General features: G+C 70.6%; 16 protein-coding genes. 7 read left to right on the top strand and 9 right to left on the bottom strand.

From position 1 onward, the window contains the following. Positions 1-45: 45 nt before the first annotated feature. From hisD (ACFWNN_RS03115) to ACFWNN_RS03125, 3 genes are read left to right on the top strand one after another with little or no spacing between them, the layout of a single operon-like run. A complete protein-coding gene (hisD, locus tag ACFWNN_RS03115; protein WP_382438158.1) occupies positions 46-1,356 on the top strand; it encodes a histidinol dehydrogenase in 1,311 nt (436 codons plus the stop codon). Then, positions 1,353-2,111, top strand: coding sequence for an SDR family NAD(P)-dependent oxidoreductase (locus ACFWNN_RS03120; RefSeq protein ID WP_382438159.1), 759 nt, complete (start codon positions 1,353-1,355; stop codon positions 2,109-2,111). Before hisD (ACFWNN_RS03115) ends, ACFWNN_RS03120 begins: the two co-directional genes overlap by 4 nt. Next, complete coding sequence (locus ACFWNN_RS03125; RefSeq protein WP_382438160.1) at positions 2,111-2,848, top strand: HpcH/HpaI aldolase/citrate lyase family protein; 738 nt, start codon at positions 2,111-2,113, stop codon at positions 2,846-2,848. The genes ACFWNN_RS03120 and ACFWNN_RS03125 overlap by 1 nt, the downstream gene beginning before the upstream one ends. Here the strand turns inward: ACFWNN_RS03125 and ACFWNN_RS03130 are convergent. From ACFWNN_RS03130 to hisD (ACFWNN_RS03150), 5 genes are read right to left on the bottom strand one after another with little or no spacing between them, the layout of a single operon-like run. Then, complete coding sequence (locus tag ACFWNN_RS03130) at positions 2,835-3,506, bottom strand: alpha/beta fold hydrolase (protein ID WP_382438161.1); 672 nt, start codon at positions 3,504-3,506, stop codon at positions 2,835-2,837. The genes ACFWNN_RS03125 and ACFWNN_RS03130 overlap by 14 nt on opposite strands. Continuing rightward, a complete protein-coding gene (locus ACFWNN_RS03135) occupies positions 3,503-4,405 on the bottom strand; it encodes a carbohydrate ABC transporter permease (RefSeq protein ID WP_382438162.1) in 903 nt (300 codons plus the stop codon). The genes ACFWNN_RS03130 and ACFWNN_RS03135 overlap by 4 nt, the downstream gene beginning before the upstream one ends. Beyond that, complete coding sequence (locus tag ACFWNN_RS03140; protein ID WP_382438163.1) at positions 4,402-5,271, bottom strand: carbohydrate ABC transporter permease; 870 nt, start codon at positions 5,269-5,271, stop codon at positions 4,402-4,404. The genes ACFWNN_RS03135 and ACFWNN_RS03140 overlap by 4 nt, the downstream gene beginning before the upstream one ends. A gap of 25 nt (positions 5,272-5,296) precedes the next feature. Continuing rightward, positions 5,297-6,616, bottom strand: coding sequence for an ABC transporter substrate-binding protein (locus ACFWNN_RS03145; protein ID WP_382438164.1), 1,320 nt, complete (start codon positions 6,614-6,616; stop codon positions 5,297-5,299). Positions 6,617-6,658: 42 nt separating this feature from the next. Then, positions 6,659-7,981 (bottom strand): histidinol dehydrogenase, encoded by a 1,323-nt coding sequence (hisD, locus tag ACFWNN_RS03150; protein WP_382438165.1) that lies wholly within the window; start codon positions 7,979-7,981, stop codon positions 6,659-6,661. A gap of 472 nt (positions 7,982-8,453) precedes the next feature. Between hisD (ACFWNN_RS03150) and ACFWNN_RS03155 the strand changes: the two genes are divergently transcribed. Then, a complete protein-coding gene (locus ACFWNN_RS03155; protein WP_382438166.1) occupies positions 8,454-9,353 on the top strand; it encodes a nuclear transport factor 2 family protein in 900 nt (299 codons plus the stop codon). A gap of 102 nt (positions 9,354-9,455) precedes the next feature. After that, positions 9,456-10,046 (top strand): TetR/AcrR family transcriptional regulator, encoded by a 591-nt coding sequence (locus tag ACFWNN_RS03160; protein WP_382438167.1) that lies wholly within the window; start codon positions 9,456-9,458, stop codon positions 10,044-10,046. Here the strand turns inward: ACFWNN_RS03160 and speB are convergent. Continuing rightward, entirely contained in the window at positions 10,037-11,092 is a 1,056-nt protein-coding gene (gene speB / locus ACFWNN_RS03165) for an agmatinase (RefSeq protein WP_382438168.1), read from the bottom strand. The two genes, ACFWNN_RS03160 and speB, sit on opposite strands and share 10 nt — an antisense overlap. A 2-nt stretch (positions 11,093-11,094) precedes the next feature. Further along, a complete protein-coding gene (locus ACFWNN_RS03170) occupies positions 11,095-12,561 on the bottom strand; it encodes an APC family permease (protein ID WP_382438169.1) in 1,467 nt (488 codons plus the stop codon). Positions 12,562-12,781: 220 nt separating this feature from the next. Between ACFWNN_RS03170 and ACFWNN_RS03175 the strand changes: the two genes are divergently transcribed. Then, entirely contained in the window at positions 12,782-13,711 is a 930-nt protein-coding gene (locus tag ACFWNN_RS03175) for a helix-turn-helix domain-containing protein (protein ID WP_382438170.1), read from the top strand. On the opposite strand, the gene ACFWNN_RS03180 is transcribed toward ACFWNN_RS03175, so the two are convergent. Together ACFWNN_RS03180 and ACFWNN_RS03185 are read right to left on the bottom strand one after the other, a co-directional pair. Next, positions 13,708-14,475: an SDR family NAD(P)-dependent oxidoreductase gene (locus ACFWNN_RS03180; RefSeq protein WP_382438171.1), complete on the bottom strand. Its 768-nt coding sequence runs from the start codon at positions 14,473-14,475 to the stop codon at positions 13,708-13,710. The genes ACFWNN_RS03175 and ACFWNN_RS03180 overlap by 4 nt on opposite strands. Before the next feature lie 9 nt (positions 14,476-14,484). Next, a complete protein-coding gene (locus ACFWNN_RS03185; RefSeq protein WP_382438172.1) occupies positions 14,485-15,204 on the bottom strand; it encodes an SDR family NAD(P)-dependent oxidoreductase in 720 nt (239 codons plus the stop codon). Between the two features lie 135 nt (positions 15,205-15,339). Between ACFWNN_RS03185 and ACFWNN_RS03190 the strand changes: the two genes are divergently transcribed. Then, positions 15,340-17,220, top strand: a complete 1,881-nt coding sequence (locus ACFWNN_RS03190; RefSeq protein WP_382438173.1) for a primary-amine oxidase — start codon at positions 15,340-15,342, stop codon at positions 17,218-17,220.

Raw genomic sequence — 17,220 nt, forward strand, 5'->3', positions numbered from 1 at the left:
ACCCCGTTCAATGCCAGACATACGTATGTTATCGAAGGGAGTGGCATGGCGCACGAGCTGAAGAAGGCGGCGGCGACCTCCGCGCACGACCGGTCCGACCCCGCCGTCGGCGAGCGCGTGGCCGCGATCGTCGCCGACGTCCGGCACCGCGGCGACGCGGCGGTTCGCGAGTACTCCGCCCAGTTCGACGACTGGAGGCCCGACTCCTTCCGCCTCGACGAGAAGGCGGTGGCGGCGCTGGTGGCCTCCCTGCCCGAGCAGGTGATCGAGGACATCGCGTTCGTGCAGCAACAGGTGCGGCACTTCGCGACCGTCCAGCGCGAGGCGCTGCGCGACGTCGAGGTGGAGACGCTGCCCGGAGTCCACCTCGGGCACCGGCACGTCCCGGTCGGGTCTGCCGGCGCGTACGTGCCCGGCGGCCGGTATCCGCTCACCGCGTCGGCTCACATGACGATCGTGACCGCCAAGGCCGCCGGCGTGCCGCGGGTGATCGCGTGCACCCCGCCGATCCGCGGCGAGATCCCGGCCGCGACGGTCGCGGCGATGAGCATGGCGGGCGCCGACGAGATCTACCTGCTGGGCGGCGTGCAGGCGGTCGCGGCGATGGCACTGGGCACGGAGTCGATCGACGCGGTGGACCTCATCGCGGGTCCCGGCAACGCCTACGTCGCGGAGGCCAAGCGGCAGCTGTTCGGCGAGGTCGGCATCGACCTGTTCGCCGGCCCGACGGAGATCCTCGTCATCGCCGACGGGACGGCCGACCCGTTGACCGTGGCCGTGGACCTGTTGTCGCAGGCCGAACACGGCCCCGACTCCCCCGCCGTGCTCGTGACGACGTCGGCCGAGCTCGGCGCCGCGGTGCTGGACCTGGTGGAGCGTCTGCTGCCGGGCCTGGTGACCAACGACCTGGCGGGCCCCGCGTGGCGTGATCACGGCCGGATCATCGTGTGCGACGACGAGGACGAGATGTGGCGGATCGGCGACGCGCTCGCCTCCGAGCACGTCCAGGTGTTCACCGCGAACCCCCGTGTCGCGCTCGACCGGATGCGCAACTACGGCGCGTTGTTCCTCGGCGAGGGCACGTGCGTGTCCTACGGCGACAAGGTGATCGGCACCAACCACGTGCTGCCCACGATGGGCGCGGCCCGCTACACCGGTGGGCTCTGGGTCGGCAAGTACCTCAAGACCGTGACGTACCAGGAGGTCCGCGATCCGGCGAGCAGCGCCGAACTCGGCCGGGTGTGCGGGCGGGCGGCGCGGGTCGAGCTGTTCGAGGGACACGCCCGATCCGGAGACCTGCGCGCGTGGCGGCACGGCGGCGACCGTTTCGAGTGGATCGACGCGGTGCTGAGGTGACCGGCCCGCGCGGGCGAACCGCCCTGGTGACCGGGGGCGGCACCGGGCTGGGCGCGGCCATCGCGGCCCGTCTGGTGGCGGAGGGAGCGCGGGTCGTCCTCGCGGGCCGCCGCGCGGATCCGGTGCGCGCCACGGCCGAGCGGCTCGGGTCCGCCGCCCGCGCCGAGGTGTGCGACGTCGCGGACCCGGACTCCGTGACCGCGCTCGCGGACCGGCTGCGCGACGAGGAGATCTCGGTGCTGGTCAACAACGCCGGGGTGGCCGGGCCCGTCTCCCCGCTGGTCGAGGTCGAGCCCGGCGAGTGGGACGCGGTGTTCGCCGTGAACGTGCGCGGCACCTACCTCGTGTGCCGCGCGTTCCTGCCGGACATGATCGCGCGGGGCCACGGGGACGTCATCAACGTGGCGTCGGTGTCGGGCAAACGTCCGCTGGCCCGCCGCACGCCGTACTGCGCGTCGAAGATGGCGGTGCTCGGCCTGACCTCCACTCTCGCGTTCGAGGTGGGCCCGCTCGGCGTCCGGGTGAACACGCTGTCGCCCGGTCCGGTGCACGGCGACCGCATGGACCGCAACTTCAGGCTGGAGGCCGAGCGCACGGGCACGTCGGTCGACGAGGCACGGGCCGAGTTCGTCCAGCGGGCCGCGCTCGGCCGGATGATCACCGAGGACGAGGTGGGCGCGGCGGTCGTCGCGATGCTCTCGATGCCGGGCCTGTGCGGCTCCGACGTCGACCTGTCGGCGGGGATGGTCGCCTGATGACCACCTCGCTCAAGGAACGGCTGCGCGCGGGCGACAAGCTCGCGGGTGCGCTGGTGCGCATGCCGTCGGAGGACGTCGTCGAGATGCTCGCGGTCGCGGGACTGGACTTCGTGCTCGTCGACTGCGAGCACGGCCCCGCCGACGTCGGATCGCTGCGGCACCACATCGCCCTGGCGCAGGTGCACGGCATGCCCGTGCTGGTGCGCATCGGCGAGGGCGAGCACCACCTCGCGGCCCGTGCGCTCGACCAAGGGGCACAAGGGATCGTCGCCCCGCACGTCGAGTCGGCGGCCGAGGCCGAGGCGCTGGTGCGCGCCGTGCACTTCCCCCCGCTGGGCACACGGGGGTTCGCCACGTATCCACGGGCGGGCCGGTTCGGGACGGTGACCGCCGCCGGCCACCGCGCCGCGGCGGAACGGTCCACGCTGGTGATCGCGATGCTGGAGTCGCCGGCGGCGATCGCCGGTGCGGCGGAGATCGTGTCCGTCGCCGGGATCGACGGCTACCTGGTGGGCACCGCCGACCTGGCCGCGTCGCGCCGCGACGACGACCCGTCGGTGGCGGAACTGCTGGCGGCGGTCCGCGCGGACAGGGGTACCGCGTCGGTCGCCCGTGTCGATCTCGTGTCCGGAGTGGACGGAGCGGCCGCGGCGTTCGGCGGCGGCGCGCAGGTGGTCGTCCACAACGTCGCGGACGTGGTGATGCGGACGTTCCGCGAGCTCAGCCTGCACTGAACCACCGCTCGAGGACCTCGCCGACCCCGGCGGGGTCCTCGAGCGGCGCCAGGTGCCCGATCCCCTCCAGCACGACCAGCCGTGAACCCGGCACCAGAGCGTGGATCTCCTCGTGCCGCGCGACCGGACAGAGACGATCGCGGGCGGCGGACACCACGAGGGTCGGCACGCGAATCGCGGCCAGACCCGGTCGTTCGTCGACGCGGGTGGCCTGCAGCGCCAGCTGCCGGTCGAGCGTCTCCTCCCCCACCTCGGAGGCCATCGTCAGCGCGAGCTCGTCGAGGGCCGACGTGCGAGTGTGCAGGAGTACCGGCAGCAGAGCGCGCTGCACCTCACGCGCTGTGGTCCCGGCGGCGAGGGCCTCACGCTGAGTCGCCCACGCTTCCCGCTGCTGCTCGGTGGGCCCGCGGGCGTTGGTCGACATCAGGCACAACCTGGTCACGCGCGACGGGGCCCTTCTCACGAGCGCCATCGCGACGATCCCGCCCAGGCTCAGCCCGGCGAGGGCGAACCGGTCGGGCAGGTCGTCCAGCAACGCGTCGACGCAGCCGTCGAGGGTCGGCCGGTCCAGACGCCCGTGGACCGCCGGCAGAGGCGGCCACAGCCGCGGCGAGCAGTTCATGCCGGGCAGGAGCACCAGGGGCTCCGCCGGGCTCACCCCTTGACCGAGCCGCTGTTGAGGCCCGCCACCAGGTAGCGCTGCGCGATGAACGCGAACGCGACGACCGGCAGCGTCAGCAGCATCGCCGCCGCCCCCGCCTGTTGCAGCATCGGCAACGTCTGGCCCAGCTGCGTCGCGATGAAGACGGGAACCGTCCTGGCGGCCACGTCCGTGAGGATGTTCGCCGTCAGGTACTCCTGGAACGCGAACAGGAACACGAAGATCCCCGCGGTCAGGATGCCCGGACCCATCAGCGGGATCATCACCTTGCGCAGCGTCGCGAGCCGGCTGCACCCGTCGAGCATCGCCGCCTCGTCGAGCTCCTTGGGGATCTCCGCGAAGAAGTTGCGCAGCAACCAGATGCTGAACGGCTGGTTGATCGCCACCAGCGCGGCCGCCACGGCGAACGTCGTGTCGTAGACGCCGAGCGCGCGGGACAGGTCGTACATCGGCAGCACGACCGCCAGGCGCGGCAACGCCCGGAAGACCAGTGCCAGCACCAGCAGCGCGGCGCTGACCCAGCTGGGGAAGCGGGACAGCGCGTACGCCGCGGGCAGCCCGATCAGCAGCGCCGCGATCGTGCTCAGCACGGCGACCACGAGGGTGTTGACGAGGTAGTCGGCGAACAGCGTGGTCTGCCAGAGGTCGACGAACGCCGTCGCCGTGGGTTCGTAGGTGAAGACCGGCGGGTTGAGGAACGCCACGTCGGTCGGCTTGGTGACCGACATGGCCGTCCACACCACCGGGCTCACCATCGCCCAGCAGACCAGCACCAGCACGCCACCGATCAGGTACTTCGTGGCGGACCTGCGCGGGCGGCGGGTGGCGGCGGCGCGCGGTGCACCGTCCGGTGTGGACGGTTCGGCCCTGGTTCCTTGCTCTCGCAGTGTGGTCATGCTCGCGTGGCCTCCTTGGCGATGCCGCGGATGAAGGGGTAGAGCATGATCACGATGAGCAGGATCAGCAGGACGCTGATGGCGCTGCCGAGCCCGAGCTGCTGGCCGCCGTCCTGGAACGCGACGTTGTAGATGTAGAGCATGATCGACTCGTTGCCGAGCTGGGTCGCCTGCGGCGACAGCGGAATCAGCTGGTCGAACGTCCGCAGCACGTCCATGATCGAGATGATGCCGACGAACCCGAGCACGCCCCGGATGCTCGGGATGATCACGCTCCAATGTGTCCGGAACGTGGACGCCCCGTCGATCCGGGACGCCTCGATGACCTCGCTGGGCACGCCCTGCAGGCCGGCGATGATCACCAGCATCGAGAACGGGAGCAGGAACCAGACCGTGGCGAGCGCGATCACCACCCGGTTCGGCCACGTCTCGACGAACCAGAGCACCTCGTGACCGGTCAACGCCGACACGACGTAGTTGACCACGCCGCCGAAGTTCGCGTCGAACAGCCAGGAGAACATCGTCGCGCCGACGATGTTGGGCACCACGTAGGAGATCAGCAGGAAGCCGAGCACGAACGGTTTGCTCCGCCCCAGCCCGTTGACCATCACCGCCAGCAGGTAGCCGCCCACGATCAGCGCGACCACCACGACGGCGGTCAGGCCGACGGTGAACAGCACCGCCCGGCCCAGCCGCGGGTCCGACAACGCCGCGGCGTAGTTGTCGAACCCGACGAAGGTGCCCGTCTCGCCGTAGTTCACCCGTTGCAGGCTCCACTCCACCGTCCGGTAGAGCGGGAGGAGCAGCAGTCCTCCCATCACCAGCACGCTCGGAGCGACCAGCCCCAGGAACTCTCGTCTGCGCATGACGGACACCTCGCTGCCGGATTCGCTACTTCTTGTACTCGGCCAGGATCTTCGCTGCGATCTGCTGCATCTGCGCGGTGCCGTCGGCGACCGAGGTCTTGCCGAGCACGACGTCCGCGACCACGGACCGGGTGTCGTTGCTGATGCGGGAGGTCCACGGGTGGGGTTCGGCGGGCGGAGCCTTGCCGATCGACACCTGGGCCGCCTCCGCGTACGGGCTGCTGGCCGCGGTGACGATGCCGTCGCGCGCCGGGTACGCGGCGGGCACGGAGGCCTTCGACGCGTCGGCGCTCACCGAGGCGGCGATCATCTCGAACAGCATCGACGGGTCGGCCGCGGAGTTGACCGGGATCGACCAGCCGTCCACCGAGAGCGTGTTGTAGAGGACGTCGCCGCCCGCGACGGACGGCGGTGGGGCGAACGCGAACTGCTGGGAGAACCTGCTGTTGGACGCCTGCGTCAGGTCGTTCATCCGCCCGGAGAACATGATCGCGATCGCCGCCGACCCGTTGTACATCTGCTGCTGGACGCGCGGCTGGTCGAACGTGGTGACCTGCGGGTCCATGAACGGGAGCAGGGCGCGGAGCTCCTCGAACGCCTTGGCCGCCTGGGGTTTGTCGAAGTTCGGCGTCATGGTGGCCGTGTCGACGTAGTTGACGCCCAGGGAGCCGAGCGCGGCGTCGTAGGCGACGCCGATGTCGTTGCTCGCGAGCAGCGGCAGCGCGACCGGGTACTTGATCTGCCCCGCCTGCTGGATCTTGCCCGCGGCGTCGCGCAGCTCGGCGAACGTGGTCGGCGGCTTGAGGCCCAGCGACTGGAAGACGTCCTTGCGGTAGGCCATGACGTACATCTGGGCCTGCATCGGCAGGCCGTAGAGCTTGCCGTCGTAGGACATCGCCTGCCGCATGGCCTTGCTGATCTCACCCAGCCCGTACTTCTGCTCGAACTGGGCCACCAGGTCGTCCAGCGGGCGCAGCTTCTGCTGCTGGGCGTACTTCGGGATGACGAACCCGTAGGTCTCGACGATGTCGTAGGTGCCGGTGTCACCCGCCAGCGTCGCGGTCGTCTTCTGCACCTGGCCGGCGAAGTCGATCGGCTCGTGCTTGACGGTCACCTGGTTCTTCGAGCAGCTCTTCACCATCGTGTTGGTGAACGGGTCGATGGCCGAGGAGTTGTAGGCCAGCACGTTCACGGACATGGCCTTCGAGGGTGCCGGGAAGTCGCACTCGACCTGCGTCGCGGTCGAGGACGACGTCCGGGATCCCGCGCCACATGCCGTCAGCAGCAGTACGCCGGAGATCGTCGTGGCGAACGCTCTCACCACGGTGCTGCGGGGTTTGGCCATCGCTGAGCTCCTAGCATCGGGGGATGAGGTAATACGTATGCACTACTGCGTGGCGATCAGGTCCAGTCTGAGCTGCGCGCTGTCGCGGTGCGCGACGAGCGCCTCGAAGTCGGACACCGCGACGGTGGGCTCCGCCTGCGCGCGGGTCGACTCCCGCGTCGCGCGCTGGTAGGTCACCTGCTTCAGGAAGCCCGCGACCGACAGGCCGCCGGTGTACCGCGCGCCCCGCGCGGTGGGCAGCACGTGGTTGGTCCCCGACATCCCCTTGTCGGCGTAGGCGACCGTGGACCAGGTCCCCAGGAACAGCGATCCGTAGCTGCGCAGCGACTCCAGCCACCAGTCCAGGTCCTCCGCCAGCACCTGCAGGTGCTCCGGCGCCAGGACGTTCATGACCCGCGCGGCCGTCTCGCGGTCCTCGACGAGGTAGACCGAACCGTGGTCGCGCCACGCCGCGCCCGCGATCGCACTGGTGGCGAGCGTGGCCAGCTGCTTCTCGACCTCGTGCGGCACCTCCCGCGCGAGCCGCTCGGACGTGGTGACGAGGCACGCCGGCGAGGTGGGGCCGTGCTCGGCCTGCGCGAGCAGGTCGGCGGCGACCATCGCGGCGTCGGCGGTGTCGTCGGCGATCACCGCCACCTCGGACGGCCCGGCCAGCACGTCGATGCCGACCCTGCCGTAGAGCTGGCGCTTCGCCTCGGCGACGTAGGCGTTGCCGGCGCCGACCACGACGTCCGCGGGCTCGCCGTCGAGCAGGCCGAACGCCATGGCGGCCAGCGCCTGCACCCCGCCCACCGCGTAGACGGAGTCCGCGCCGGTGATGCGTGCGGCGTAGAGCACCGCCGGGTGCGGACGCCCGTTCAGCGACGGCGGCGTCGCCGACACGATGTTCCGGACACCGGCGACGCGGGCCACCCCGACGGTCATGAAAGCGCTGGCCAGCAACGGGAACCTGCCCGCGGGCAGGTAGGCACCGACGTTGTCGACGGGAACGAAGCGCTGCCCGCACACCACCCCGGGCACGACCTCGTCCTCGAAGTCGACCAGGCGGGCGCGTTGCATCCCGGCGAACCGCCGCGTCCGCTCCGCGCCGGCGTCCAGCGCCTCGCGCACGCCGGCCGGCAGGTGGTCCGCCGCGCGAGCCAGCTCCACGGCCGGCACCTCGAGCGACCGGCCCTCGTACCCGTCGAGCTCGGCGGCGTAGCGCAGGACCGCGTCGAGCCCCTCGCGCTCGATCCGGCTCAGCATCCCGGACACCGTCGCGACCACCTCGGGATCGCGCCGGACGGGGTCGCCGGAGCCCGCCGGCTCCTTGACGACCACGAGGCCGCCGCCCAGCCGCGCTGTGTCCACTGTGCTCAAGTGCATACGCATACATTAGATGTCGGCGCTGCTGGAGGCAATACGGACGTGCCGCCGGAGCAACGGCCGCCTCCCCAGTCGACGGACGTCAGCGGGTGCGCGGCTCCGGCCCCACGGGAGTCGCGCGGCACCAAGCCTCGATGGCGCAGCAGGCGGCTGGCCGCGATCCCCGCAGTGCACGCCGGGTGCTCGTGCCGCCCCGACTCGTCCACCAGTCCCGGTGCCACTTTCGCAACTCCCCCGCAATTCGAGTAAACGCAGTCGACCCGCCGAACAGGGAACAGCAATACCGGCCCCGGCGACGCCACCGCGAAATCATTGACGATGCGAGCAGATCGATTGTCCGTGCGCGCACGCCGATCAGCAGAACGCGGACTCGCGCACGGCGGCAGAGATAGCGTCGCATGCGCATTGTTTTGTCTTGGCGTCGTGACAGAAACAGTCACCGACGCTTCCAGAAAGTGAGCACCGGATTCGAATGACCTCACGTCCGTCCCTTCTCAGGCGATCCGCCGCCTCCTCCCTGGCGCTGGTCGTCCTGACGACGATCTACTTCGGCCCGTCGATGCCCACCGCGCGGGCGTCGGCGACGCGGTTCAAAGCGATCGCCGTCTCCCTGCTGAGAGGCGTGGTCGAACGCGGCGACGTCTCGGTCGTCGACCGCCACGTGCGGCCCGCGCTCGTCCAGCACGACCCCGCACTGCCCGACGGCTCCCAGGCCCTCAAGGACCTCGCCGTGTCCCTGCACCGTGATCACCCGCGCGCCAGGCTGAGCGTGGCGCGCGTGCTCGCCGAACGGGATCTGGTGCTGGTCCACAGCAACGTCGTGCTGACCCCGGGCACGCGCGGAACGGCCGTGGCCGACCTCTTCCGCTTCCAGGACGGCAAGATCGCCGAGCACTGGAACACGGTCCAGGACGTTCCCGCGACCACTGTCAGCGGCCACGACATGTTCTCGACGCTGAGCTCGCCGCGGACGACCCTGCCGGGCCCGGCCTGCGCCACGGAGGCCAGCAGGAACCTGACACTCGGCTTCTTCGACGAGGTCCTGGTCGGCCACGACGTCGCCGCGTCGGACAGGTACGTGTCCGCGGACACCTACTACCAGCACAACCCCGGTTTCGGCGACGGCCGCGAAGCTTTCAAGACGGGCACGGCCGAGTACTTCCGGCAGTTCCCGAACGCGGTCACCCTGCCGAAGCGCGTCATCGCCGACGGCGATCTCGTCGCCGTCCACAACAACGACAAGACCGACCCGGCGGAGCGGGGAAATGCGGTCGTGGACATCTTCCGCGTGCGCAACGGGAAAATCGTCGAGCACTGGGACGTGACCCAGGCCGTGCCGGAGACTTCCGCGAACGGCAACACGATGTTCTGATTCCTCACCCGGCCCCCGGTTCCCGCGACGCGGAACCGGGGGCCGGGTGTTCGGCGTCTGTATCCTGCTGGCGACGGACGAACCCTTCGGCGGAACAGATCGGTGACCGTGAAATCCAGCAACGCGAACGCACGCGCGAATGACGCGGCGGCGGGTCGGCGGGAACTGCTTCGCGCGACGACGCGGGTCGTGGCCGCCGGTGGCCTGAGGGCGTTGACGTACCGATCCGTCGCGGCGGAGGCCGGTGTGTCCCACAGCCTCGTCCAGCACCACTTCGGCACGCTCGACAAGCTGATCAGCGAAACGATGCGCGACGTGCTCGACCGGGTCATCGAAGCCGGCGGTCTGCGGTCGCCGTCCTCGGACATCGCGGACTTCTCCGCGGAGCTCGACGCGTCGGTCGAGGCCGAGTCGGACTCGCAGCGCTTCCTGTCGGAGATGATCGTGGAGGCCGCCCGCCGGCCCGAGCTCCGCCCGTTGATCGGAGAGCTGTACGCCGAGCTGCGCCGGTCGACCCTGGCGCAGCTCGAACAGCGCGGCATCGCCGCGGACCCCGGCCTCGTCGACCTCGTGGTCGCCGCGCTCGACGGCCTGGTCTTCCACCAGCTCGCGTTCCACGACCGCGACACCACGCGCCGGGCTCTCGCCCGGCTGCGCGAACTGCTGGCGGCCCTGACCGCCGATCACGGCTGACGCTTCGACGCCCGGTCCGGCGGGTAGCGGACCACGGCCGGCACCCGGCCCGGCAGGTGCGGTGTGCCTCCCTGCGCCGCGGACTTCTTGTACGCCAGGGCGGAGAGCGTCTCGAACACGATCCGATGGGCGTTGTTGATCGTGACGTCCGCGTGGTCGTACGGCGGAGCCACCTCCATGACGTCCAGGGCGACCAGCGGCGTCTCCAGCGCGATGCGCCGCACCGCGTACAGCAGGTCCGCCGGCGTCATGCCGCCCGGTTCGGGAGTTCCGGTTCCGGGTGCGTACCCCGGATCGAGGATGTCGATGTCGATCGACAGGTAGACGGCGCGGCAGTTGTCGACCATCCGCTCGATCGTCTCGTCCAGCACCGCGGCGATGCCGCGCTCGCGCACGTCCTCCATCAGGTGCCACCGGCCTCCCTTCGACGCGACGAACTCGAAGTCCTCGGGAGGCGGCCAGTACCCGCGCAGGCCGATCTGCTCGAAGTGCCCCGGCTTCAACGCCCCCGACTCCAGCAGGTGCCGCATCGGCGTGGCGTGCGAGGCGAGGTTGCCGTCCATGCCGGTCGCCGCGTCGGCGTGCGCGTCGAAGTGGATCATCCCGAGCTCTCCCCACCCGTACGTCTGGGCGACCGCCTCGCCGGCGGGCCACGTGATGGAGTGGTCGCCGCCGAGGAACACGGAGAACGGGGCGTGTGCCGCGACCTGTTCCGCGGCGAGCCGGGCGTTGCTGTGGGAGATGTCGGTCAGCCCGTGCGGGCAGTGCACGTCGCCCGCGTCGACGATCGTGAGCCACTCGTTGATGTCGACGCCGAGCAGCAGGTGGTGAAAGCCGGCGGTGAACGCCTGGCTGCGGAGGGCACGGGGCCCGAACCGGCAACCGGAGCGGTTCGCCACCGAGTTGTCGTAGGGCACGCCGAGGATCGCGACGTCGACATCGTTCCCGCTCAGCTCCGGCCAGGGAACGTGACGGAATCCGCCGAACGTGGGCACGCCCTCGTAAGGGGTGAGACCGTCGACATAGCCGGCGGGCAGTTCTGCCATTGTCACATGACCTCTCGACTGAGTTCGGCAAGCGCGCGGGGATTGAGCGATCGCTTGCGCAACGAATAGACGACGACCCCCAGGAGGAACGCGACGATCACCGTGGACGCGATCAGCAGCGCGGTGGTCCTCGTGGTCGCGATGAGGACCTCGAAGTTGGCGATGATCAGACAAAGAAGAAGAACCATCACCACGGCGGACGCCGCCGGCGCGACCAGTGTTCGCCACACGGAAACGTCGGCCTGAGGATTTCGGCGGAAGTGGACGAGAATGGCGATCGCCACGAGGACGTAAAGGCACACGAGCCCGACGACGGCCACTCCCGATCCCCAGAAGAAGATCACCAGCACGGGGTCGCTGCCCAGCGCGAAGCAGATTCCGAGCAGCACGAGCACCGTGGCCGTCTGCAGGAACGACGAGAGGTGCGGCGATCCGTGCCTGTTCGTCCGCGCCAGGAACTGCGGGAGCACCCTGTCGCGCGCCAGCGCGAACGAGTAGCGGGAGATCCCGTTGTGGAACGCGAGGCAGCAGGCGAACATCGACGTGATCACGAAGATGGTCATCACGTGGGGCGCCCAGGCCCCGAGGTAGTTCTCGCCCGCGCGGAAGACGTACTGCGCCGGGTCCCCGCTGTTCACCGCTTCGAGTGCCGCGTCGATCGCGTGGGCCGGGCCGTAGCCCACGATCAGCATCCAGCTGGTGAAGCCGAAGAAACCGGTGATCATCAGGATCGAGATGATCGAGGCGCGCGGCACCGACTTCCTGGGATCGCGCACTTCCTCGCCGTAGATGGCGGCGTTCTCGAAACCGGCCATCGAGGCGATGGCCCACATGATCGCGACACCGGCGCCGGCCCCGACCAGGTGACTCGGTGACCAGACGCCGGCGGCGGCGAACCCCTGGCCCGCGCCTCCCCTGACGAGGATGACCGCGGCCATCAGGAGCATGATCGACCACTCGCAGGCCATCACGACGATCAGCACCCAGGCGCCGATCTCGATCTTCAGGTAGCCGAACACCTGCACCAGCGCCACCAGGCACAGCGTGGCCAGCCACCAGGGGATCTGCACTCCCCACCACTGCTTGAACGCGCCGGTCAGCACGGTGCCGAAGAACCCGTAGACCGCGATCTGCAGCATCGTGTACGCCCACACCGCGAGGCCGGCGGCGCCCAGCCCCATCCGCAGTCCGAGGCCCCGGCCGACGTAGGCGTACATCGCACCGCCGTTGACGACCTGCCGCGACATGGCGACGAACCCGACCGAGAACAGCAGCAGGATCGCGCCGACGGCGAGGTACGCCAGCGGGACGCCGAGTCCGTTGCCCGTCACCATGGCGCTGGGCACCGAGCCGGTGAGACCGATCAGCGGACTGCCGACCGACAGCACCAGGACGACGATCCCCAGCGTGGAGATCGAGTTTCGTTTGAGGCTTCCCCCGGAAGAGGCTTCAGCCTCATCGACGGCCATTGTCAGTCCCGCGACGAGTTGCACTCAGTACCCAAGTCATGTGCGGCAGGCTATACAGATGTACAGTGGCTGGTCAAGGCGCTGACAAGCGACGTCGGCGCGTCTTGTTTCGCAGTGCACGAAGTTTGTCGTTGACCGCTCGCACACGGTCAACAGAACGGTAGGACAAATGGAAGAAGTTGGTTACCGTGCAGATGACCAACGCGACGTGAGGTGATCCATGAACACCACGACCACCCTGATCGCCCACGATTTCACGGAGTTCCGTGCAGCCGTGTCGCAGTCGTTCGTGCCGTTGCACGTCTCGTCGAGTTTCCGGGACGGCTTCCGCGGCCGCATCCGTTCCTCCGCGGCCGACGAGGTGCGGATCTCCGAGATCAGCGCGTCGGCCCACCTCGTCGAACGCACCCCGGACCTGATCGCGCGCACCGAGCGCCGGTACTACAAGCTGAGCCTGATCCTGTCCGGCACCGGAATGCTCGTGCAGGACGACCGCCAGGCGGTGCTGCGCGCCGGCGACGTCGCGCTGTACGACACGCACCGGCCGTACTCGCTCGTCTTCGAGGAGAGCTTCCGCAGCCTCGTGCTGATGTTCCCGCACCGGTTGCTGGACATGCCGGACGAACCGATGCGGCAGCTCACCGCCGTGCGGATGTCCGGCAAGGAGGGCGTCGGCAAGGTCGTGGTGCCGTTCCTCGCGCAGCTGGGCAGCAACCTCGACCAGCTCGGCGGACCGGCCGGCACCAGGCTCGCGCACAGCGCCGTCGACCTGCTCGGCACGCTCGTCGCCGCCGAGCTCGACCTCGCGCGTGGCGGCGCCGACCCGCACCACGAGCTGATGAACCGCATCCGCGCGCACATCGAGACGAACCTGCACTCCTGCGACCTCACGCCCGCGCGGATCGCCGCGGAGCACTTCATCTCGACGCGGCACCTGCACGGCCTGTTCCAGGAGCAGGGCACGACCGTCGCGAGCTGGATCCGGGTGCGCAGGCTGGAGCACTGCCGCCGCGACCTGCTCGACCCGGTGCACGCCGGGCGGCCGGTCGCGGCCATCGCGGCACGCTGGGGTTTCGTCGACGCCGCGCACTTCAGCCGGGTGTTCAAGACGGCGTTCGGGAAGGCTCCGAGCGAGCTGCGCCGCACCTAGAGCCGGTCGAAGGCCAGCGTCGGCACGTCCACGACGTGCGCACCGCCGTCCGCGACCAGCACGGCACCGGTGACGTACGACGACTCGGCCGACCCGAGGAACCGCACCACTGAGGCGATCTCGTCAGGTTCGGCCGGGCGACGCAACGGCACGTCCGCCGTCACCGTCGCGTAGGCCTCCTCGACGGAAACCCCGGCGAGCGCGGTCATCTCCTCGTCGGCCATCGGCGTGCGGACCCAGCCGGGGCACACGGCGTTGGCGCGCACGCCCAGCGGGCCGTAGTCGCGGGCGAGCGACCGGGTCAGGCCGATCACCGCGTGCTTGGCGGTCGTGTAGCCGGCGACGGCCGGCCCGGCGAAGAGCCCGGCGAGCGACGACACGACGACGATCCGCCCGCGCGTCTCGACCAGGTGGGGCAACGCGGCTCGGGTGAACACGAACGCGCTGGTCAGGTTCGACCGCAGGGCCGCGTCCCATTCGTCGTCGCCCGTGTCGAGCACGGAGGAACTGCCAGACCCGCCGGCGTTCGCCACCGCCACGTCGAGCCGTCCGAACGCCTCGACGACTTCGGTGACCGCGCGGTCCGCCTCGGCCCGCACGCTCACGTCCGCGACGACCACCAGCGCGCCCGTCTCCGCGGCGACCTCCTCCAGCGGCTCACGACGGCGCCCGATCACGGCCACCCGCGCGCCCTCGGCCGCGTACCGGCGTGCCGTGGCGGCGCCGATTCCGGTGCCACCACCGGTGATCGCGATCGATTCCACTGTGGACTCCTAGGCGGGGAAGGCGGATCGCGACGACAGGCCGAAGTCGGCGAGCAGCGCCTGGCCGTTGACCGGACGGGACAGCGGCGACGCGAGGTAGAGCACCTGCCGGGCGACGTCCTCCGCCGACTGCACCGGGAAGGCCGGCGCGGCGAACGCGAGGTCACCGAGATCGGCGCGCGCCATCGGGGTGTCCACAACGGACGGACAGACGCAGTTCACCCGCGTGCCGGGCAGTTCCACCGCCAGCGCCCGCGTCAACGCCACCACGGCGCCCTTGGACGCGCAGTAGGGCACCATGCCCGGTGCCGCGGTGAACGCCGAGTCGCTGCCGAGCAGCACGATCGACGCGTCGTCGGCCAGGTACGGCTGCGCCTGCTTCACCAGGAGGAGCTGCCCGGTCACGTTCACCGCGAGCACCTCGGCGATCTCGGCGGCCGGCGTCTGCGCGAGCGGCGTGCCGACGGGTCCGGAGATGCCCGCGCACCCGACGACCGCGGCGAGCCGGCCGAACCGCTGCACGACGGTGCCGAGCGCCGCGCCCAGCTCGCGCTCGTCAGTGACGTCGGCCCGCACGGCCACCACGTCGCCGTCGAGGTGCGGGATCGGCGCCCGGTCGACCAGGCCGACCCTGGCCCCCTCCGCGAGGAACGCGTGCGCGCAGGCGAGCCCGATCCCGGAGGCCGCCCCGGTGATCACGACGGTCCGGCCGCCGAGCTGACTTCGCATGCCCCGATCCTGGCGGCGGGCGCGCCAGGGGTGGTTGGCCGCGAGCGCATCCTTCTTGACCACCGCCGCACGGACGGTTCCAGCACGAACGACCCCGGACACAGACTGGCGGTGCACCCGACCGGAGGGATCCCCGTGAGCACTGCGCACCCACTCGACCCGCTCACCGCCGCCGAGCTGTCCGCGGGCAGCGCGGTGCTCGCCGACGCGGGCCTCGCGGGCGGCACTATCCGGTTTCCCCAGGTGCTGCTGGTCGAACCGGCCAAGGACGTGATCCGCGCGGGCGCGGCCACCGACCGCCGGATCCGCTACACGCTGCTCGACACCGCCACCGGACGCTCCGGCGAGGCCGTGGTGTCGGTCAGCCGGCACGAGCTGGTGTCGTGGGACGACTGGGCGGAGCGGGAGGGCCAACCGTCGTACCTGTTCGAGGAGTACGAACGGGCCGAGGAGATCACCAAGGCCGACCCCCGGTGGCAGGCCGCGATGACACGGCGCGGGCTCGCGGACCGGGCCGCTCTCGCGTTCTGCGCGCCTCTGGCCCCCGGCCACTTCGGGCGCGCGGACGAGACCGGCCGGGTCATCCGCACGCTGACGTTCCTGCGCGAGGACGCCGACGACAGCCCGTGGGCGCACCCGGTCGAGGGCCTGATCACGCACATCGACCTCACGGCGGGCAGCGTGCTGCGGGTCGAGGACCACGGCGACGTCCCGGTGCCGCCCGAGCACGGCCGCTACACCGGCGTCGAGCCCAGGACGTCGCTCAGACCCGTGGAGATCACCCAGCCCGAGGGCCCGAGCTTCGCCGTCGAGGGATCGGTCATCACGTGGGAGGGCTGGCGGGTCCGGGTCGGCTTCAACGCGCGAGAAGGCCTGACGCTGCACCAGCTCACGTTCCAGGAACGCCCGGTCGTGCACCGCGCGTCCGTCGCGGAGATGGTCGTGCCCTACGGCGACACCGCGCCGGGCCGGTTCTGGATCAGCTACTTCGACGCGGGCGAGTACCAGTTCGGCAAGAACGCCAACGACCTGCGCAACGGCTGCGACTGCCTCGGGGTGATCCACTACTTCCCGGCGTGGGTCGCGGACGACCACGGCGCGCCCGTCGAGATCCCGCAGGCGATCTGCCTGCACGAGGAGGACGACGGCATCTTCTGGAAGCACACCGACCTCGACCGCAGGCCGCAGGTGCGGCGCTCCCGCCGGCTCGTCATCTCGTCGATCTCCACGATCGGCAACTACGACTACGGCTACTACTGGTACCTCTACCTCGACGGCTCGATCGAGCTGGAGGCCAAGGCCACCGGCATCGTGTTCTGCGGCGCGGGCGCCGAGGGTTCATCGAACCCGCACGCGACAGAGATCGCGCCGGGCCTGTTCGCACCGGTGCACCAGCACCTGTTCTGCGCCCGGCTGGACGTCGAGGTCGACGGCGAGCGCAACAGCCTGCACGAGGTCGACGTCGTCGGCGTGCCGACCGGCCCGGACAACCCGCACGGCAACGCCTTCACGTGGCGGAGCACTCCCCTGCGCACCGAACGGGAGGCGCAGCGGATGGCCGATCCGGCACGGGCGCGCGTCTGGGAGATCCGCAGCGCCGACCGCGTGAACCGGCTCGGCAGGCCGACCGCCTACCAGCTCGTGCCCCAGGCGTGCGCCACGCTGATGGCCCAGCCGGAGGCCACCGTCCGCGCCCGCGCGCAGTTCGCGACGAAACACCTGTGGGCCACGCCGTTCCGCGAGGACGAGCGCTATCCGGGTGGCGAACGCCCGAACGCCCACCCCGGCGGGGACGGGTTACCCGCGTGGACCGCCGCGGACCGCGATCTCGTCGACACCGACCTCGTGCTGTGGCACGTGTTCGGGCCTACCCACGTGCCGCGGCCCGAGGACTGGCCGGTGATGCCGGTCGACCGGTCCGGCTTCCTGTTGCGGCCCCACGGCTTCTGCGACCGCAACCCCGGCCTCGACCTCCCGTCCGGTTCTCACCACTGCGCCCCTGGGGAAGCCCCGTGA

The organism is Lentzea sp. NPDC058450, assembly GCF_042721395.1.
In the GTDB taxonomy this organism is placed as follows: domain Bacteria; phylum Actinomycetota; class Actinomycetes; order Mycobacteriales; family Pseudonocardiaceae; genus Lentzea.